Origin of the sequence: Vibrio coralliilyticus ATCC BAA-450 (assembly GCF_000176135.1) — a bacterium.
Lineage (GTDB): Bacteria > Pseudomonadota > Gammaproteobacteria > Enterobacterales > Vibrionaceae > Vibrio > Vibrio coralliilyticus.
In genome coordinates this window covers 620,780-641,391 of the sequence record NZ_ACZN01000018.1, presented here as the reverse complement: position 1 = coordinate 641,391, position 20,612 = coordinate 620,780, and the positions used below count along the sequence as shown (strand labels likewise).

The window sequence follows — 20,612 nt, the reverse complement described above, 5'->3', positions numbered from 1 at the left end:
GCCGCTAACCATTTCCAACACTTTGGCCATTTGATTGAGAGGAAGTTTCCATTGCAGCATACAGCGCATCTTTTTTAACGGGTTTAAGCAGTACTTCTTTCGCTCCGTACTGATAGAACTGCTGCCTTGCGGTGTTAGTAGTGTCAGCCGTACAGGCAATTATTGTGGTTGGAATATTGTGAAACTGAATAATCAGTTTGGTCGCTTCTAACCCAGTGAGTCGTGGCATGTGATTATCCATAAAGATGTATTGGTAATTGCCCGCTAGTGCCATCTCTACGGCTTCCTGCCCGTCTTTTGCCCGATCAATATTGTAATACCCCAACCCTTTGAGGAATTTCGACAAAATAAGTGCATTCACTTGGTTATCTTCCGCGATCAAAATACGAGTACCGTTCGAAGCCTTATCTGGTGTTTCTTTCTCTGTATGTGTTAGCGGCACTCTGATTGATATAAGTGAGTGACCTTCCGGGGTATAACTTAATTGAATATTTCCACCGTTTTGGCAAATGAGAGCTTCAACTTTGTGGAAGCCGGCACAGATGCCTTCCATCAATCCATGACGCTGCAATGGGCTTCCTGGCAGTTCAGACATCAAACGACAGCTAACCCCCTTGTCGGTAGAACGTATCTGTACAATTAGAGATTCCGAGTCTCTATCGTCAATCACTTCTGCGCTCACTTCAACGTCTCCTCCTGGGGCTTGGTTAATCGTTGTGAGGGCGAAGAAACACACGGTTTGGTTGAGTAAGTTCCCATCAAGCAGATATTGTTTGCTGTCGTTGACGTTAAATTGAGTAGAGAAGTTGACGTCGTTACCGTTGGCGAGCGGTGTTAACTTTTTGCTCAATGATTGCAAGTGCTCGGCCAATTTAATCTCTTCCGCTTTGCTTGCCAGAGAATCCACATCCTTCGTCGACAGGGTGAGAATATGTTTGATCGAAGCATGGAGTAAATCACCGGAATGCTTGAGTCGAGTGGCTAATGATTTGATCTGTGAAAGGTCATCGCTGCGTTCGATTTGTTTTAACGGCATAACGACACTGTTGCTATAGACTTTGAGTTCATGATTAATCAGCCGCATGAAGCGCGACTTGTTTTCCATGGCTGACTTCGCCAGTTGAACCTCTTTCTTAAGTTGCTCTTCTAATTGTTTTCGTTCAGTGATATCTCGTTCTACAGCCACGAAGCGGGTGAGTGTACCGTCCTTGAATACGGGGACGATTGACATGTCAATCCAGTATTCGGTGCCATCTTTGCTGTAATTAATCAGTTCACAATCGATTTGTTTCGCTTGTTTGATAGCTTCTGACAGTGCTTGGACTTGTTTAATATTGGTGTTGGGACCTTGAAGAATATCACCTGGCTTTTTACCTTTTATCTCGTCCAGTTGGTAACCCGTCAACTGTACAAAACCCTCGTTGACCCATGTTGTGTACCCCTCGGGGTCTGTTACCACAATGGCATCACGGGCATACTCTGCGACAAATCCCTGTGTTGAACGAAAATCAGAAACAACCAGCTCGGTTTCAAGCTTTGATAGCTTCTGCTCTCGAACCTTGATAGCCAGCGATATTATCGTGACGACCCAGATTACAGAAATTGCGAGCAGACGATTCGCTATCTCACTCCAAACAGCGTTCCCAGCGGACGTTACGTAATGGCCCACGAGAGTGAGTAAGGTACAGATAATCGCCCAAGCAACGATAGAATGCTGGTTTCTCAATGCCATGGAGAGAAGGATTATGGCGATGTAGGGGAGGCCTGATGCCACTTCAGCTGGCATTATTAAATCAAGGTACAAGAACAATCCTGCGAGTAGGGCAAGAACGGCGTGTAGTTCGTATCGACTTTTCGTGAAGGTCCATTTCATAACGTTGCTTTACCTTAGCCAGTCTTGTTGTGCGGATTTAATCGGGTTATCAATCGGCTGGCTTCGTGGCTATTCACCATCAGTCGGTTGACTAGTTTTTGCAGCAGCTCGATTTCAGGAATTTCCCCTTGTCTTGCAATGTCTTCTGTCTTTTTCGTCAACAGGAGAACTTCTCCCATCGAGAACTCGAGAGCGATACCTTTGATGGCATGCAGAATAGCGTGAAGTTCTGTTGGCGTTGTATTGGAATGTAGTTCGATCAGAGAGTCGGTTTTAGTATCCAACTCAAATATTAATGATTCGAGCAAGTCAACTTTTTCTCTATCCTGAAGTTCAAGCTGATTGATCAGCGGGCTCTGTGAGACTTCCTCTTCTGTAAGCGGCAACTTATCAACGGGGAAGCGGATGAGAGTCGATATGTTGTTGTTTGCGTTTTGAGGTAACTGTTTCACGGCTTCAGCCACTTCCCGGTGGGTGGAAAGCTGACGTGAAAACTGACTTAATGCGTTCTGTAGACTGCTCTTTTGTAGAGGTTTAGTCAGGACAAAATCGGCGCCTCGGGCGATGAATTCATCGTGTGCTTCTTTGAATACGTCGGCAGTACAAGCAAAAATGACGGTGCTGAGCCTGAGTTTGGTACGTATATGTTCAATCGCATCCAGACCATTCATGTTTGGCATGTGGTTATCCATAATGATCAGATCATAATTGGAATGCTTAAGACGGCTGATTGCCTCAAGCCCGTCATTGGCATGATCAACCAATAGTCCCATAGATTCGCAGAACTTCCTCGCTACCATAGCATTCACTCGGTTGTCTTCGACCAGCAGAACGGTGAAGTTATCAAGTAAGGAAAGCTCATCTGAGGGTTGCAATTGAGCTTCGCTTATTTCCAACTCTTTGAGTTCAAATGGAATAGTGAGGGTGAATTGTGTTCCCACATTTGGCTGGCTGAAAACGGACACTTTGCCGCCCATCATTTCGACCAACCGCTTAACAATCGATAAACCAAGTCCGGTACCACCAAATTTACGCGTTGTGGAGAGCTCAGCTTGCTCAAATGGAGTAAAAATAGTGTCGAGCTTCTCGCGTTCTATTCCTATGCCGCTATCTGTGACGGACATACAGACATTGGGTGGTATTGACGTGTCGAGCGCAAATTCGACCTCGATTTTGCCAGTTTGGGTAAATTTAATCGCGTTGCCGACCAAGTTAAATAGAATCTGTCGGGTTCGAGCAGGATCACCATGCAGTTCAATATTGGCTGGCACTTTATTTTGGATGACAAACTTCAAACCTTTGTTTGCCGCTTGAGGGCCTAATGTTTTTTCCAGACTGAGTACTAATTCGCCTATAGAGAAAGGGTGAATCTCTAGTTCCAGTTTTCCTTGTTCGACCTTAGAGAAATCGAGTATGTCATTGAGTATCGTCATCAGATGTTGACCGGAGTCGATAAGGATCTGAGCTTGCTTCTTGGTTTCCAGCTCTTGAGATTCATCTTTGATAATTTGAGCAATACCTAATACGCCGTTCATGGGTGTCCGCAGCTCGTGGCTCATGGTGGCGAGGAATATGGATTTTGCTTCATTAGCTTTTTCAGCATTCTCAGTAGCAACTTGATAAGCTAGGTTGTTACGCTTTAATTCTGAAATTCGACTCACAAAACCAAGCCCAGAGAGAACGACTAGCAACAACGCAATGGCAAACAACACTTGGGAAATGGTATCTCTCAGCTGAGCTGAGGCGGCCGACAGCCCACGTTCGGTTTGTTCTACAAACATCGCGCTTTCATGCGAGAGAATACGAGACAGTAGCTTTTCTCGTTGCGCGTTGAGCTGGATAAATGTCTGTGCAAAACGGGTCAATTCTTCATCAGCGCCAATAGCATTTTGATCGAGTATGTGGGCAATAAGCTGTTCCAGTGACCGATTATCTTGGCCAGAGTTGCCATTTTTTGTCAGGTTGTTTTTTAGCGAATGCAGGACAAATTCTCTGGCGACGATTAAGCCGATGGTTTGATCAAGCGCTTTAGAGAGTTCAAGGGCGGACTGGTGAAACTGTAAAAGTAGAGCTTCGGTTGGTAAATGTTGGAATAACGGGCTGTGAACTGAATCTATTTGTTGCTGTTGATGGAATGTCTGTATATCTTTCTCGATACTGACCAGATGATTCGTCAACTCATAAGGTGAGGTCAGACCGCGAATAGAAGCACCCACGATTTCATCTTTTAGCTCGACCACTTCATGGCCCAAATTACGAACCAGATCATCATACTTCGCGAGTTTGGTCAGCTCGACATAAGCCAGATAGACGTATCCACACATTGATAGGAAAAGTAAACTAAACACTGCGAAGGTCAGCTTGATCTTATTCATTTTCAAACTCCTTCAAAATGGCTGGTCTATCACCACTTAGCGAATGCAGGAACGCTTCGAGATGCGCGATGGTTTCATCGCCAAATGTTTTACCTAATTGGCTTTCCCCCATGATTTTAATCGCTTCAGAAAGGTGTTGTGTTTTTCCATCGTGAAAGTAGGGGGGTGTCAGGGCGACGTTTCTTAGACTCGCTACGCGAAAGAGGTAAAGATCATTTTCATCCTGAGTGGTCCTGAATCGTCCTTTATCTAAGCTACGGTTTTCTCCAGTGGTTGATTGGCCAAAATATCCGAACCTCATGACCATACCACCGCCAATGTTGGCGCCCTGATGACAACGAATACATCCTTCTTTCTGAAATGTTTGCCATCCGAGTTTTGCTTCAGGACTAATGGCATCTTCGTTGCCTGCCAAATATCGATCAAACGGGGAGTTTGGTGTGCTGAGGGCATTCATGAACTCAACTAAAGCAGTTTTTATATTGTGCTCTGTTATAGGCAGCTCTGCCTGAGAAAAATACTGCTGATAAATGGGCGATTGGCTGACATATTCGGTAATCTTGGACCAACTTGAGTTCATCTCAACCGGGTCATGAATCGGGCCATCGAGCTGCTCATGGAGACTGTTTACTCGCCCGTCCCAGAAAAATCGATAATTCAGGCTGGCATTAAACACAGTGAGGGAATTACGGGTTCCTAGGCCTTCAACTCCGGTCGAAACTGCAGTCATTTCAGCGCCGTTGGTGCGCAGATTGTGGCAACTCTCACAACTGACTTTTCTGTTTGAGGAAAGATTAGGGTCGCGAAAAAGCACCCAGCCGATCTTGGCTTGAGTACGGTTAAACTTTGGGTGTTCTGGAATCGGAGAAACTAAACCATAGTATTGGCTTTGTTCGGTTTCACCGTGTTGATGGTCGTGTTGGTGCGAGTCATGGTGGTCGGGTTCTGAAGCGTGATCATGCTCTGCGTCATTGTGTTTTGAATGTGATGAGCTGAAACCTTCAAAAAGAAGAAGGCCAATTGAAGCAGCTGCAATAAAGAGCCCTATCCACAATAACGTTTTCTTTTCCATCTTATGTCCACTCTTACAGGCACTTAGCACCTTCCGTGAGTTTGTTCTTAATATAAATCTAGTTGCGCACTATTCTTGAAGCAATGTCAAAGCAAAAAGAAGTATAGAATACTACTTTAGGGGTATTGGAAATGCCTTAACCCGGCGTTAACCCCATCGTTTGTTACCGTGCTTGTAGATTAGCGGGAGATAACAACGATGACATTGCGATATTCCATTCTTGCTCTGACGCTGGCTGGCGTTATGGGCTGTGCGACGGGGACCGATGCCGACTTTGCCACACAGGCTGAGCAGAATAGTGCTCAGTCTGTTGAGCAACTGCTAGCACAGGTGATAGCCGAGCGACAACTTTCATTTGAGGCTGAAGACATCAGCCAACCAACTCAACTGACGGATCTGATCTCTGTCCCTGAGCTTGAGCAATACTTAAACGCCGCGTTTGCTCATAGCCCTAGTTTGCAGCAAAGCGTGATCGCGCTGAAAATTGCTTATGCTCAGCAAGGAGTCACGGTGGCAGACCAGCTGCCTACAGCGAATGCCAGCTTTACAGGTCAATCCAAAGAAGATACCGACGACAACTATACCGGCGAAGTGACCGTGAGCTGGGAGCTGGATCTGTGGCAAAAACTGGCAGATAGCAGCGAGGCAGCACGAAAAGATGTTGCGGCCTCTCAGGCAAGCCTGCAATCAGCAAAAGATTTGTTGGCGGCCAATATCATGCGCAATTGGTTGGAAATCAGCGTCAATCAGCAATTACTTGATATTGAGCTGAGAAGGCTGGATGTATTGGAAAACAACGAGGTGTTGGTATTAGAGCGCTATCAGGTGGGCTTAGGCAGTCTGGAAGATTTAGATAACGCGAAAACCAGCACGGCGTCGACGCGCTCGACTGTCGCTGAGTATGAAGAAAACCTAGAACAGAGCAGACGCAGCCTCCAACTGTTAACCGGGCAATGGCAACCCGAGTTGCAGCAGCCAGAGGTAGCGATGACGTTTCCACAAGTCGTCAACCCTCTCGATTCTCTTGCCCAGCAGAATATGGCAGGCCGACCAGACCTACAGCAAGCTTTCTACAATATCGAAGCTGAAGCCCTTCGTACCGACGCAGCTTACAAAGCTATGCTGCCATCGTTCAGCCTAACGGCAAGTTTAACGGATATTGCACAGTCACCCAGCGAAGCCTTGCTAACAGATCCATTGTGGAGCCTACTCGGACAACTATCGGCGCCACTTTTTCAGGGCGGAAAGCTTAAATCTCAGGCCGAAATTGCTCAACTCACCACAGAGCAAAGCTATTGGGCTTATCAGGAAACCTTGCTGACGGCGATCAATGAAGTGGAAAACGCTGTTGGGCAGGAGTATTCGCTTGAACAGCAGCAATTGCATCTTAATCAAGCCTTCACAAGTTCGAAGCGTAGCTTTGTCAGTTACGAAGAGAAATATCGAAAAGGTCTGGTCGACATCTTTAATTTACTGTCCGTTCAGCAGCAGACCTACGACACCGAAGCACAACTGGTTAATGCCACTTATCAACGTTTATTAAACCGAATCGATTTAGGCCTAGCTCTGGGCTTGGGAGTATCATCATGAAAAAAAATGCCATCACTCTAGCGGTGACACTTGTCGCTGCCGGAAGCATCTTTGTCGCTATTGGCTATAACGGTAGCCATATGGCTCAGGCGAGTGAGAATAGCCAGCCTGAGCAACAAGCAACGGAAACTTTGCAGTCACCATTGGTGAAAGAAAGCTTAAACTTCCAGCAAGTTGCAGTGCAGATGACAACCAGTGCCAGCTATCAGGCTCAGGTTGTGGGTTATGGTGAAACTCGATCTCGTTACCAGCTTAACTATGCCAGTGAGATCAGTGGCCGAGTGATCAGCCTATCTGATGACTTTGAGACAGGAAAAGTCATCACCAAAGGTACGATACTGGCCAAGCTGGATGATACGTCATATCAGCAGGCGTTGGCTCAGGCCAAATCTGATGTTGCGACGGCTAAGCTTGAGTTGTTGGAAGAGCAGCGAGAAGGAGAGCAGGCGAAATCGGAATGGCAGCGATCAGGCCTGAGTGGCGAGCCGAGCTCACCCCTGGTCCTTAGAGAGCCTCAACTCGCCAGCGCTGAAGCAAAATTAGCCAATGCAAAGCAGGCGTTAAACAAAGCAGAAAAAGACCTAAAAGACACGGTAATACGTGCGCCTTTTACGGCGCTAGTCGTGAGCAGAGATGTTCAGCCGGGGAGCTATTTGAGTGCGGGCGGCGCAGTCGCCACTTTATACAGTATTGAACGTGTTGAAGTGGAAGTGCCACTGTCAGAGCAGCAATGGGGAAATCTGCCAACCTCCAACGATATGGGGGACTGGCAGGTGACATTGACTGACAGTAGCGGTGCTCACCAATGGATTGGGCAGGTTGAGAGAAAGTTTCAACACGTGACTCAGGACACGCGCCAGCGCTCGCTGGTTGTGGTTGTAGATAAACCTCTCGAAGCCGACTCGCCTCTTTACCCGGGTACCTTTGTAAAAGCAACACTGAGTGGAGCTGAAGTTAATGGCCTTTGGGAAGTGCCAGCGTCAGCGATATCTCAGCAGGGCGAAATCTGGACGGTAGATGAGCAGGGTTTGCTGCACAAGTCGAACGCCAGCAAGCTATTTGGTCGTGATGGTAAAGTATACGTCACTCCGAGTTTGGCTGAAGAAAGGGCACAAGTGGTTGTCAGACCGCTGAGTAATTTCAAACCAGGTATGAAAGTCTCGCCAAGTGAGGAGGGGTAACATGGAGCATCAATCTAAAACGCCAAAAGGGATGATTGCTTGGTTTGCTCAAAATCCGGTTGCCGCTAACCTGCTCATGTTAGGGGTGATTATCGTCGGCCTGCTCTCGGTCAATTCATTGCGCAAGGAAGCCTTCCCAAGTCTAGAACCGGACATTGTGACCGTGTCCGTTAATTATGACAGTGGCGATCCTATCCAGGCAGAAGAGGGGATATCGATAAAGATTGAGGAAGCTCTGGAAACGGTCGCTGGCATAAAACGCATTACGTCGACTTCCAGCGCATCGGGTAGCCACGTTTCCATCGAAAAAGAGACCAACTATAGTCTCGATGCTTTGCTGACTGACGTGAAGACCAAAGTAGATGCCATCAACAATTTACCAGCGGAAGCCGACAACCCTGTGATTGATAAGGCTCGGATGCAGGACCACGCTTTATGGGTTCAACTTTATGGCGACGCAGACCGCGCTACATTGCAGGATTTGGCGGAGCAGCTTAAAGCCGATTTGCTAGCCGAAAGCGCCATTCGTGACCTGGAGATTAAAGCGGAAATTGATCCTATGATTTCGGTCGAGGTCAATGAAAGTCGATTGCAAGCCTATGGTTTAACACTCACCGATGTATCGGATGCGATCAATGCGGAGTCATCCACTAGTATTTCAACCAGTTTGCGCAATGATGAGAAAACAGTACGTCTTAAGGTCTCTGAGCAGGCTTACGAGATTGAAGACTTTAAAGCGATCCCTGTTCTCACCCATTCCGACGGCAGCCAAATTACGCTAGGCGATATTGCCCGTGTTACGGATACCTTTGAGGAAGACACTTTCAGTCTGTCCCGATACAACCAAAGCAACTCGATGGGCATTCAGATTGTCATGGATGAGTACAGCGACGTTGTGCAAATCGTAGAACAAGCCAAACAAGTGGTAGAACAGTGGCGTAGCAGTAACCTGTTGCCTGACAACGTAAGTGTTGAGACTTGGTATGACAAAAGTACGCTGATCAAAGAGCGATTGTCTCTTCTGGCCAAAAATGCCCTCACAGGTATTGCTCTAGTGTTTATCGTACTGGCGCTATTTTTGAACATTCGTGTCGCATTTTGGGTTGCGGCGAGTTTACCTTTCGTATTCTTCGGCACATTGTTCTTTATGACCGATTCTTTTGTCGGTTTAACCATCAACGAGATGACCACGTTTGGCTTTATTATGGCACTGGGAATTGTCGTAGATGACGCCGTGGTCGTCGGGGAAAGTATTTATTCGACACGACGTAAAGAGGGTGACTCGCTCAATAGCACGATTGTCGGAACATTAAAGGTGGCGGCGCCGACCGTATTTGGCGTGCTGACAACCGTTGTGGCGTTTCTTTCAATTGCGGCGGTTGATGGAAAAATGGGCCAGATTTACGCTCAGTTTGCCACTGTGGTTACCATCTGTTTGCTACTATCGTTGGTTGAATCCAAGTTCATTCTTCCGTCGCATCTTGCCCATATCAATACCCATCGAAGTGATAAGAAAGGCATCTGGAACCGCATTCAACAAGGTGCGGACAATGGGCTAGAGTGGTTTAATCATAAAGTGTACAAACAGGTGATTAAGCAGGCGTTAAAGTTCCGTTATGCTGTGGTCATGGCCTTTATCGCTCTGTTTACTCTCGTGATTGGTATGCCACTGACCGGAGCGGTGAGAATCGCTTTCTTCCCTGATATTGCTGGCGATACCGTTAGTGCAGAAATAAGTATGTATAACGATTCCAGCTTTGGTCAGACTCGAACAAATCTTCTTGAACTGGAAGCCAATGCGCTTAAAGCCGATCAGCAGTTGAGAGCGAGTAGCGAGAGTAACGATCAGAATGCATCTTACATTACTAGCCTTCAGGTGATTGCCGATGAAGACCGCACTGGAACCGTCCAAGTAGAACTTTCTACGGATGCGACTTATAGCTCAGGTGAGTTTGCTGACTTGTGGTTGCAGATGTCCGGGCAGATGGAAGGGATGAAGAAGCTTAAAGTGCTCTCTTCAATGGAAATGGTCGATAACTTTAAAGTGGAGCTCAAAGCTAGCGACGACACGATCCTAACTCAGGCAGGTAATACATTTAAACAGGCTCTGGAACAGACACAGGGTGTGAGCGGAATTGATGACAACTTAGATCTTGGTGAGCCGCAATACCGTTTTGAGCTGACCGAGCAGGGACGTGCGCTAGGGATGGATACTTCGAGTCTCGCGAAGCAGGTATTACAATCCTTCGGTGGTGATATTGTTCAGCGCTTCCAGCGTGGGAAAGACGAAGTCAAAGTTCGAGTTCGCTATCCAGAAGGTGATCGTCAAACGCTGGCGGATATTCAGCAATCGAGTGTCCGCACTCCAGATGGAAAAGTAGTTCCAATGTTATCGGTCGCGAATGTCTATTCCGACTATCAGCAAGCGGAAATTACACGTATCGACAACTTACGTGCTGTTTATTTGACTGCGGTGGTAGATAAAGATGTGGTGTCGTCGAATGAGCTGGTGGCTCAGTTGGAGAAAACACTGGTTCCACAGCTTAAATCGGAATACCCGACGCTTAAAATTGACTTTACTGGGGAAGCGGAGCAGCAGCAAGAGTCGACAGATTCGATGCAATCGACCTTTATTATGGCGTTGATAATAATCTTTGCGTTGCTGGCGATACCATTAAAGTCTTACGTTCAACCGCTCATCATTATGGTAGCGATTCCGTTTGGTATAGTTGGAGCAATCTTAGGTCACTGGCTGAATGATCTGACGATCAGTATCCTGTCGCTAAATGGTATCCTTGCCTTGAGTGGTGTCGTGGTCAATGACAGCTTATTGCTGGTATCACGCTTCAATGAACTGACGCGAAAGCATAACGTTCCGGTGAGTGAAGCGATTGTTGAGTCATGCAGCAGCAGACTCAGGGCAGTGTTGCTGACTTCAGTCACGACCTTTGCTGGTTTGGCACCATTGCTGAGCGAAACCTCGATGCAAGCACAGTTCCTAATTCCAGCTGCCGCTGCATTAGGCTACGGTATTTTGTTCGCGACAATGATTACATTGGTGCTGACCCCATCACTTCTACTGATCCAATGTGATATTCATAATGGTCTTAACAAAATGAAGGCAGCGGTGTTGGGTGAGAAAAAGCTCGCTCAAAGCGTTTAACGTCTAAATTAATAGTAGTTTCATAGAGTAAGAGGTAGTCATGGAAAACTTGCAGCTGTTACTGGTCGAAGATGATCTGGATTTAGCTAAGGCGATTGTTGACTACCTCGCTCTGGAAGACATTCAGTGTGACCACGCTGCAAATGGCTTGTCCGGATTAAACCTGATTCAACAAGGCCAGTACGACACGGTGATTCTAGATTTGAACTTGCCAAAAATGAATGGCCTGGAAGTGTGTGCAAGGCTCAGAGAGCAAGGGATTGACGTGCCTGTTCTGATGTTGACGGCAAAAGATACCCTTGATGACAAGTTAACAGGCTTTTCGAAAGGAGCGGATGACTATTTAGTGAAGCCTTTTGCTATGGAAGAGCTGATTATTCGAGCGCAGGTTTTGTCTCGTCGGCGCAGCGGGCAAGTCACTAAGCTTTCTGTTTCCGATCTCGAAGTTGACTTGCAGACTCAGACCGCCACCCGATCTAGTGAGTCATTAAAGCTCTCGCCAATCGGATTCAAGCTACTTGAAACGTTGGTTAGGGCGAGTCCAAATACTGTCTCTCGTGAAAAATTGATGCAGAGTGTGTGGGGAGATGAGCAACCAGACAGTAATAGCCTAAAGGTGCACATGTTTAATCTGAGAAAAGCCGTCGATAGCCGTTTTGAAACCAAATTGATTCATACGATCACAGGACGTGGCTTTGCATTGAAAAAAGAGAGTTTTCAATGAAGATAAGACGTAGCCTGAGGCTTTATTTTTTGTTTGCCATGCTACTGACAGGGTCGTTGACGATTATAGCGATGTCTGGTGTTGCGGTAAGTTACTTCTTTTCAGGTTTGGATATGGCTATGACAGGGTTCATGCGAACGCAGGCGTACCAAGTTGAATTGACGGATAGCACTCCAGTGAAAATCAATGATCTGACAGTGGCAAGACGATGGCAAGACTTACCTCAGCCAATTCAAGATAACCTGAATCCAAACGAACTGGTTCTCAATGAAGTACTTAAAAAAGTTGTCGGAGTCCCTCTTATTGAATCGCCTAAAGCGGGCTATTTCGCAATGAAAATGGAGCACAAAGGAGACGTCAGGTACGCGTCGGTGTTGTTTCTCGATAATGAATTTTCTCCGGGTGAAATGCCCCAGTTTATCTACATCGTGTTTGTTGCCATCGCTGCAATCTTAGCGTTTTCTTTGATACTTATTGCCTTTATTCGCAGTGTTTCAACTCCCGTAGAGGAGCTTAAAGACTGGGCGAAATCCTTGGACAAAGAAAAGCTCAGCCAGCCAATTCCGGGGTTTGACTACAGTGAGCTCAACACATTAGCAGAAATTATTAAATCCAGTCTCAGCTCTGTACAGGAAGGCCTTGAACGAGAGCAGCGTTTTTTGGGTTATGCCAGTCATGAATTAAGAACGCCTATAGCTGTTACTCGTACCAATTCAGAGCTACTAAAAAAGATGATCCTCAAGAAGTTGGATGAGGATAAGCAGCTTGAAGTGTTGGAACGCATTGAGCGTGCAGGGTACACAATGACAGATTTGACTGAAACGCTATTGTGGCTCAACCGACAAGAAGACAAGACACTGCCATTCAGTGATCTCGTAATTGGTGACCTCATTACTCAGATCGATCATGAACTCGAATACCTACTGCAAGGAAAAGAGGTCAAAGTGAGTATCAAAGTAGATGCCACGCAGCATTCATTACCACATGGGCTGTGTCGAATCATCATTACCAATTTGATTCGTAATGCGTTTCAGCATACCTATCAGGGGGAAGTGATTATCGAGCAGTCTGGAAGTCGACTGGTTATCACCAATCACAGCGTATCCCAAGGCGACAGAGAAGAGGAGCTGGGCTTTGGTTTAGGTCTTGAGCTAACCGAGCGATTGATCAATCAGTACGGTTGGTTTTACGACAATAGCACAACCGATTTAGGTCGCCGTGTTGAACTGCATTTTTCTCTACCTGATGACGCTGACTTAAATCAGCCCAATATTAACAAGTAGAACTAGTCCTGCGGTACAGGTGAGAGTTGAGATAACCGTCGTCATGGCAACAATGTTAGCAGCGAGTATTGAGTTTCCGCCCATTGAGCGGGTCATTACATAGCTTGCTGCTGCAACGGGTGAGGCGTTCATGAAAAACAGGATCGCAAGTTCTAGCCCTCTAAACCCATACCAGTAGGCGGCACCGGTGATCAGCAGAGGAGCCAGTACAAGCTTGTAGCTACTAGCAAACCAAGCTGGCCCTTGTTCTTTTCTCATTTTACTTAAATCCAGCGAGCCACCAGTGCACAACAAAGCCAGTGGTAGGGTCATTTTCGCCAGATAGTTACCCGCATCGACGGCGACCGTTGGGACAGGTATAGAAAGCAGATAGAAAACCACGCCAGAAACAATGGCGATGATAAGTGGATTCTTGGTTAACGTTCTCAGCATCACTTTAGCGGCTTTGGCGGGGGACGTTCCCCCTTTGGGTGCTAAGCAGATAACCGCCTGAACGTTGTAAATGAAAGTGGTGATGGCGACATACAGTGCAGCGAGCGCGATCCCTTGTTCTCCAAACGCATTCGCCACGTAAGCAATGCCAATGATGCCCGTGTTGGCGCGATAGCCACCTTGGGTGATGACGCCTTTGTCAGGGGAAGACTTGAATAACAGTGCGACAGAGACCGTGGTAAAGACAAAAAAGGTAATGCTCGCAAACGCGGCAAATCCAAGGAAGCGGCTGGCAGCAGTGAAGTTATGTTCAGATACGACAATACTGAGGAACAACATCGTTGGCAGGGTCACCTGAAAGACTAATTTCGAGGCGACTTCTATGAAATTGTCGTTAATCAGGCCGATGCGTTTGAAAAACACACCTAACAACAGCATCAAACAAATAGGGCCGGTAATCGACAGTGAGAAACTCAATTGCTGAAGTAATGCGTCCATACATGCCCTGAAAGTGAGTTGGTTGGAGTAAAGTTACCCGCTTTTAGTTTAACGGCTGGTGGTGTTTCGCTCGAGCAGTTTCACCGGCACCATCATTTTAACCATACTGGTGTTTTGCTCGTTGATTTGGTCTACCACAATTTTGACACTTTCTCTTGCCAGACGTTTGAAGTCTTGCCTGAACGTCGTTAACTGATAACTCAGCCATTCAGTCTGGGGGATGTTATCGAAACCGATTACCTGCAAGTCTTGTGGAATACGTAAGTTGAATTCGTAGCGAGCAACGTCCATTAATGCCATCGCGAGATTATCCGTTGCACAGAACACCGCATCGGGGCGATCATTCTTTTTTAGCAGCTGGCGAATATCGTCAAGCGCAGCAGTATAGTCATAGTTTGCTTCAACAACCTGAGGGAGCGTACCTGTCAAATCTTCAAATTCACTACTGAAGCCTTTGTGCCGTTCATCATTGGTAAAGGTAGGGACTTCTCCCGTCAGATAAACGGGATGTTTCACACCACAATCCACTAACAACTGAGCGGCTTGCTGTCCTGCTTCGTAGTTGTCGCTGATCACGTAACTGCTTTTGGTTCCTTCCACCACGCGCGCGTACTGAACGATGGGAATATTAAACTCTTCACACTCTTCATAGAGGCTTTTATTGAATGTGGCAGAAGCCGCAATCACGCCGTCTACTCGGTACTGGAAAATATTCGGGATAGAATGATTTTCTTTGTCGTCAACTTGCCACGGAATCAAAACTGCTGAGTAACCCAGTTTTTGCAGTTCTGATGAAATGAGCTGTAGGGTTTTCATATGAATTGGATAATCAGCATCAGGAAAAACCAAGCCAATCAGTTTTGATTCGTTGGTTGTCAGACTACGTGCAAACGCGTTAGGGCGGTAATTGAGCGCTTTCGCCGCTTCGTATACTTTCTGTTTCGTTCTCTCTGACACTGAACTGCCAGGGATAAATACGCGAGAAACGGTCGATTGAGAAACGCCGGCGAGTTTCGCGACATCTTTCGAAGTCACCGTCTGCTTAGTTGAGTTCATGGACCATCATTCATTTGGTAAGAAATTCACAGCAAGCCTAACATAAATAGGTACGTAGTCATAAAAGGAAAAAGCCTTACTCTATTCAAAGTAAGGCTTTTTCACTTTAATTGGGTACAACCCAGAACTATTCAGCTGTTTCAATCTGCTCCGGTTTGGCCGTTTTAGAGCCTCGTAGTGAGTAGACAGCGTAAGCGACAACACTGATTGCAACCACAATTGAGCAGCCACGAACAAAATTAATAAGCATTGGTGCATTATCGGTAAAAGCGTTAATGCCCCACAGCAGAATCAATGAGAAGACAAACATGACCAGCAAGCCATAACATGGTGCGTCAATCTTTCCAGGGATAACATACCAGCCGTCTTCTTTGACAGGCTTGTTCAGACGAGCGTATTCCGCCTGTTGTCCTTTGATTGTGTATAGGTGCATTTCTTCCTGTTTTCCTGTCAGAAGCAAGCTTGCAGCATAAGCCACAACAGCGTTGACCACGACACCAATCACGCAGTACCAAGGCCAAGCGATATCAGTAGCTACCGCGACATACCAGATGGCGATAAAGCTGGCGAAAACACCGATAAGCAGGCCTTTTTCTGTGATGTGCTTTGAGTAGAAACCCAGTACAAACATACAGAAGCTCGCACCCACGAAATAAGAACCTGCTTTACTCAACACTTCAAGCACCGAGCCTGTGCTGGTCGCGAACATCAGAGCGGGAATGATGACCAGAATCGCCCACGCGACAGTAAAGACGCGAGATGCTTTCAGGTAATGCTCTTCAGATTCGTTCTGCTTGTAAAAACGCTTGTAAAAGTCTGCTACCGATACCGTCGCCATAGAGTTGAATGCGGAGTCAAGGCTCGACATACTTGCTGCCAGAATCGCTGCTGCAATGATGCCCATAAGACCCGGCATACCATACTCACTGGCGTAGTGAAGAATAATTGTATTGCCGTTTTCAAACTCTTTACCGTCGTAATACGCGTTGAACAGAACACCAAGTAGAATGAACACGAAGTAGATGAAGAAGGCGACGTAACCCATCATCAACATAGCTTTCTTCGCATCACCCATGCTTTTCGCTGCCATACAGCGCTGAACCATCATCTGGCTACCACCGTAGACTGTTGTGTGGAACATCGTCATGGCAATCACCCCAGCCCAGATAGTCGTTACCTGACTTAAATCCATGCTGGTTTGCAGAGCATCTGTCATGCCTTTGGCTTTTAGCTCGGCCATTACATCGGTCATCGGCTCTGGCATGCCATTCCACACGGCTTCGATAATGATGAATGCACCAATGAAAAGAATCACGGCTTGAATCACATCAGTCCAGATAACAGCGGCGATGCCGCCCATGACGGTATAAATCAGCGCAATGGCAGTAACGATCATGATGCAGTACACCACGTCTATTCCTGTGATGAACTCCAGTATTATCGCTGTCGCGTACAGTACCGCAGCTGAGCTTAACGCCTGCTTAATCAGGAAAATGAATGATAAAGTCACACGTGACGCTTTGCCGAATCGTCTTTCCTGATATTCGTAGATAGAAGTCAGACCGTTGTTGTAAAAGAATGGCATAAATACAGCAACGATAAAGAAGATCACCAGCGGGTAGTTGAGGTGAATTGCGATAACCGACAAACCCTCTTTATATGACCATGCTGGGCCGCCCAAGAACGACATAGCACTGACATAGGTACATACAACAGAAATACCGATCGCCCACCATGGGATATTTTTATCACCGAGTGCGAACTGGCTCGCCGAGGTTACTTTTTTGCCGACCACGGCCCCCAACAATAGGGTGAGGGCAATGTAACCGCCAAGAATAGTCCAGTTAAGTACACCAAACTCATGCATAATTAGGTCCTTCTAATTGTTCTTTCATTTGGCCGAAAACGTCATAACCAAGTTGGAGCAAGATATGAACGATATCAATTGCTACCCAGTTTTCTTTCAGCAAGTCACCTTCTCGTCGCCAGATATCCATGACGCGAAGTTCTATATTTTTTCCTGTTGGGGCAAGGCCTAACCAGCCACTATGACCCGTATGAGTACCATGCATGTGAGGCCAGCCTCCAGTGGATACGTAGTCATTTTTAGCCAAAAAATTGAGCTCAATGTCCACACTTCGGTCGGGGAAGGCGAAGACAAATGGGGCTTGGTGGTGGTTGCGGAAACCTTTGATGCCGCGTGTAGTACCAATACCTGCTGGGCCATACCACATAAAGTCTTTATGCCAGTAGTTTTCCAGATCCATTGAGTAGAGATCTTTTCCGTCAAAACGACCAAGACATGCCAGCATGTCATGCACAAGCTGACCACTTTTTGCGCTGTGTTCTTCACATACGTCAGAGTTTTGAATGCCATCTGCCGTTGCGGGTGAAGGGATTAAACCGTCGTGACCTAAGCTTTTGCGCAGAGGGTTCACACGCGATTGGTTCATGGCATCGATAAAATCTGGGATCATGTAAGATTCAGTGATCTGATCATTTTCGACGCACACCATCTCTGTGTATCTGAGATACAGGGTTTTTCCCGTTGCTGGAATGCCGAACAGTGGTTGCTCAAAAGTGCCAACAAAGTAACCCGTTGAGTTGTACCAAGTACGGCCTTCAAATTCGCCGTTCATCACGATCATCGGGCGTCGCTCAACGTCAGGCATTGCCGTTACCAAAGGTGATAGAAACGAAGTGTGTGCAGCCTCTGGGCCGTTCAGGTCATTGACTGGGTGCGCGACACACCATTTGACGTCTGGGTTCAACGCTTGCTGGGCAACACTCGCCTGCTCACTAAGCGTGGCGTTGAAGTACTGTTGATAGAACTGTTCAATGATATTGAGTGACATTTTGCTTCCTTACTGAATGTGGGTTTATGACTGGGCGGCTTAGCCTTGCTGAAGCAGAATCTGCTTCCAGATCGCGGTTTCGTCGATCAGCGTAAACTCGCGACGCAGTCCCCATGGGCCAAACTCAGCGTGGCTGATGCCCATGATGTAAACGTCTTTGCCTGTCGGCTTACCAAATGCGCCATAACCTTCGTGCTTACCATGTAGAGACCAGCGAATGGCGGCGCGTGGAGACATCATTGGATCTTCTCGACCAATGCGATGGTGAACTTTGAACTCGGCATTTGGGAATGAAGAGCGCAGTGAAATCCAGAAATGATCAATTTCGCTGTGTGATAGGGCGGTACGGCCGCCACTGTACTCACCGATACAGGCTCGGTCGTATTCACGTGGGATGGCGGAAAACTCAGCATTCATGATGCTATTTAGAATGGCTTCGTATTGCTGACCATATTGATTGTCATTGCCAACACCCGTGTAAGGGCCTTGCATATCGACATCTGGAGTAAAAGGGAAGGAGGCTTTTTCTACGCCACCTTCGAAATCAATTTGTTTTCGGGCGAACTCTTCGGACGTCATGCCGAGCTGTCTGGCGATGTCGGCTTGGTCGCGTACTAGCCACTCATCGTTAATTTGATTGTTGATCGCATGGCAGTCGGCGATGATGCGAAAACGCAACTTGCTGTTTGTTGCTTTGCCATAGAACCCATCGCTGCTGTGTGTGGCAGTCGAAATGATACGGTGAGAGGACAACATGCCTTGTTCAGGTGAGCCAGACCAGATGACATCTTCTCCGTAAAGTGTACGATCCGGGAACTCAGCCAGTGTAGCCATGGTCGCGCTGATGACGTCGTCGTTACCTTGCACAATAGACAAAGGTGTACGCACAACAATATCAGGTGAGTAATAGTGCTCAAGGGTATTTAGGCCACGGTCTTCCCAAATCTCTTTTGTAATTCCCAAAATATAATCGGGAAAATCACGCCATTTTTCGTCAAAGCCAACCATAGCCATAAATCACCTCCTGAGTTTAATTCTTGTTTACTTTATTCTTTGGTTACGTATCCAAAATGAAGTTGTGTTGCATTTTTGTCAATAGATTGTTCCTGTGATGTTTTAATATCGTGCTTAAGATCGGGTTTTTAACAAGTGTTCGAAAAGTGTTCAGAGTGATTGCGCTAATTTGTTACTCATATTTCGGTGAATAGAACTGTATTCAGCGGTTTTAAAACAATAGATTAGGTCAATAGTAGGAGTGCTAGTCGCTTTATTACTTGATGAGTACGCGTCAGGGATGGGAAGATTTTCGTTTAGTAGAACAAAGAAAATGAAGTGAGAAAAGTTACCTACACTGTATTCAGTTGTCTTTACTCGGGATAACTTTAATAGATTAATTCTTGTTGCATACGAATGCCATTTGTCTTTGTCTTGAAAAAAACCTCACCGTAGGGTGAGGCTTTTACATGTGTTGATAAGGTTTAGGCTAGCTGAGATGAGTGCTACCGCGCTCAATCAGAGTGCCTTGTTCAAGCAGATAGTCGCCAGACGCGTCGGTATTGTTGTTGATACGATCCATCAAATCTTCGACAGCGCGGCTTACGATCTTGTCGACAGGCTGTGCGACCGTGGTTAAGTCGTAAGCTGGCCAGCCAGACATCGGGATGTTATCGACGCCCATTACTGCATAATCTTCCGGTATCGACGCGCCTGCTTTTCTGAGTCCATCCATCAAACCCAGAGCGATGATGTCGTTGGCGCAGAAAATCGCTTCCGGCTTCACCGCGTGCGACTGAATCTCTGTTGCGGCTTCCATCCCCGCATCGAAGCAGTATTTAGCTTGAATAAATACAGGGGTTGGAACACCTAACTCTTTGAGCTTTGATGAAAAGCCAAGCCAGCGCTCTTCGCTGGTCATTGAACCTGAATCGCCACTGACATACGCCAGTTGTTTATAGCCTTTTTTCACCAGATACTCGGCCGCTTCTTGGCCGGCCTGGCGGTTGTCGACACCGGCACAGTTAGCATTGATGCCATTGGTATAACGGTTGATAAGACTCAGGTGAACGCCAAATTTTTCGCACTGGACAAAAGCGCGTGAAGTCAGACGGCTGGTGGCGATGATCAGGCCATCAACTTGATACTCAATCGCGCGGGAAATCGCCAGATCAAGGTCGTCTTTGTCTATCGGGCAGAGAACCACCTGACCGCCACGTTTTTGGATTTCCATTGCTAACGCACGTGATTGCAGGTCATACATCGGGTTTGACTCACTGTCTAACGCGATGGCAACAAGACCAGAGCGATTTGAGATTAGGCTACGAGCAATCGCGTTGGGGGTGTAACCGAGCTTAGCGGCGGCATCCATCACCATCTTACGCTTCTTCTCGCTGATGCTAGCGGTCGGGCTGAACGCTCTTGATACGGTCGACTGAGAGACGCCGAGCATTTTCGCGACGTCTATCGAAGTTACTTTCGCTTTAATGGTGATACTCCTTTCCGTGGGTTTGCTG

At 46.8% G+C, this 20,612-nt stretch carries 14 protein-coding genes; 5 read left to right on the top strand and 9 right to left on the bottom strand.

All coding sequences use genetic code 11. The annotated features are described in order from the left end of the window. Positions 1–4 precede the first annotated feature (4 nt). Genes VIC_RS22280 through VIC_RS22270 form a run of 3 tightly spaced genes read right to left on the bottom strand, consistent with a single transcriptional unit; the run spans position 5 to position 5,320 of the window. Positions 5–1,873, bottom strand: a complete 1,869-nt coding sequence (locus VIC_RS22280) for a response regulator (RefSeq protein WP_006962627.1) — start codon at positions 1,871–1,873, stop codon at positions 5–7. A 14-nt stretch (positions 1,874–1,887) separates the two neighbouring features. After that, on the bottom strand, positions 1,888–4,248 hold the full coding sequence (locus VIC_RS22275; protein WP_006962626.1) for an ATP-binding protein: 2,361 nt from the start codon (positions 4,246–4,248) through the stop codon (positions 1,888–1,890). Next, complete coding sequence (locus VIC_RS22270) at positions 4,241–5,320, bottom strand: cytochrome-c peroxidase (RefSeq protein WP_006962625.1); 1,080 nt, start codon at positions 5,318–5,320, stop codon at positions 4,241–4,243. The genes VIC_RS22275 and VIC_RS22270 overlap by 8 nt, the downstream gene beginning before the upstream one ends. A gap of 198 nt (positions 5,321–5,518) precedes the next feature. Here VIC_RS22270 and VIC_RS22265 point away from each other — a divergent pair, with 198 nt between their 5' ends. From VIC_RS22265 to VIC_RS22245, 5 genes are read left to right on the top strand one after another with little or no spacing between them, the layout of a single operon-like run. After that, positions 5,519–6,910, top strand: coding sequence for a TolC family protein (locus VIC_RS22265; protein WP_006962624.1), 1,392 nt, complete (start codon positions 5,519–5,521; stop codon positions 6,908–6,910). Next, positions 6,907–8,091, top strand: a complete 1,185-nt coding sequence (locus tag VIC_RS22260) for an efflux RND transporter periplasmic adaptor subunit (RefSeq protein ID WP_006962623.1) — start codon at positions 6,907–6,909, stop codon at positions 8,089–8,091. The genes VIC_RS22265 and VIC_RS22260 overlap by 4 nt, the downstream gene beginning before the upstream one ends. 1 nt (position 8,092) lies before the next feature. After that, positions 8,093–11,254: an efflux RND transporter permease subunit gene (locus VIC_RS22255; RefSeq protein ID WP_006962622.1), complete on the top strand. Its 3,162-nt coding sequence runs from the start codon at positions 8,093–8,095 to the stop codon at positions 11,252–11,254. 40 nt (positions 11,255–11,294) lie between these two features. Further along, complete coding sequence (locus VIC_RS22250; RefSeq protein ID WP_006962621.1) at positions 11,295–11,978, top strand: response regulator transcription factor; 684 nt, start codon at positions 11,295–11,297, stop codon at positions 11,976–11,978. After that, positions 11,975–13,261: a sensor histidine kinase gene (locus VIC_RS22245; protein WP_039952516.1), complete on the top strand. Its 1,287-nt coding sequence runs from the start codon at positions 11,975–11,977 to the stop codon at positions 13,259–13,261. The genes VIC_RS22250 and VIC_RS22245 overlap by 4 nt, the downstream gene beginning before the upstream one ends. On the opposite strand, the gene VIC_RS22240 is transcribed toward VIC_RS22245, so the two are convergent. The 6 genes from VIC_RS22240 to VIC_RS22215 form a co-directional block, all read right to left on the bottom strand. After that, entirely contained in the window at positions 13,235–14,191 is a 957-nt protein-coding gene (locus VIC_RS22240; RefSeq protein ID WP_006962619.1) for an AEC family transporter, read from the bottom strand. The genes VIC_RS22245 and VIC_RS22240 overlap by 27 nt on opposite strands. 48 nt (positions 14,192–14,239) lie before the next feature. Next, positions 14,240–15,247: a LacI family DNA-binding transcriptional regulator gene (locus VIC_RS22235; RefSeq protein WP_006962618.1), complete on the bottom strand. Its 1,008-nt coding sequence runs from the start codon at positions 15,245–15,247 to the stop codon at positions 14,240–14,242. Positions 15,248–15,374: 127 nt separating this feature from the next. Then, positions 15,375–17,114 carry a sodium:solute symporter family transporter gene (locus VIC_RS22230; RefSeq protein ID WP_006962617.1) on the bottom strand — a complete coding sequence of 580 codons (1,740 nt, stop codon included), beginning with the start codon at positions 17,112–17,114 and terminating at the stop codon, positions 15,375–15,377. Then, positions 17,107–18,102, bottom strand: a complete 996-nt coding sequence (locus VIC_RS22225) for a nuclear transport factor 2 family protein (RefSeq protein ID WP_006962616.1) — start codon at positions 18,100–18,102, stop codon at positions 17,107–17,109. The genes VIC_RS22230 and VIC_RS22225 overlap by 8 nt, the downstream gene beginning before the upstream one ends. A gap of 39 nt (positions 18,103–18,141) precedes the next feature. Then, on the bottom strand, positions 18,142–19,116 hold the full coding sequence (locus VIC_RS22220; protein ID WP_006962615.1) for a nuclear transport factor 2 family protein: 975 nt from the start codon (positions 19,114–19,116) through the stop codon (positions 18,142–18,144). 469 nt (positions 19,117–19,585) lie between these two features. After that, positions 19,586–20,548, bottom strand: a complete 963-nt coding sequence (locus tag VIC_RS22215; protein ID WP_039952514.1) for a LacI family DNA-binding transcriptional regulator — start codon at positions 20,546–20,548, stop codon at positions 19,586–19,588. Positions 20,549–20,612: the final 64 nt, after the last annotated feature.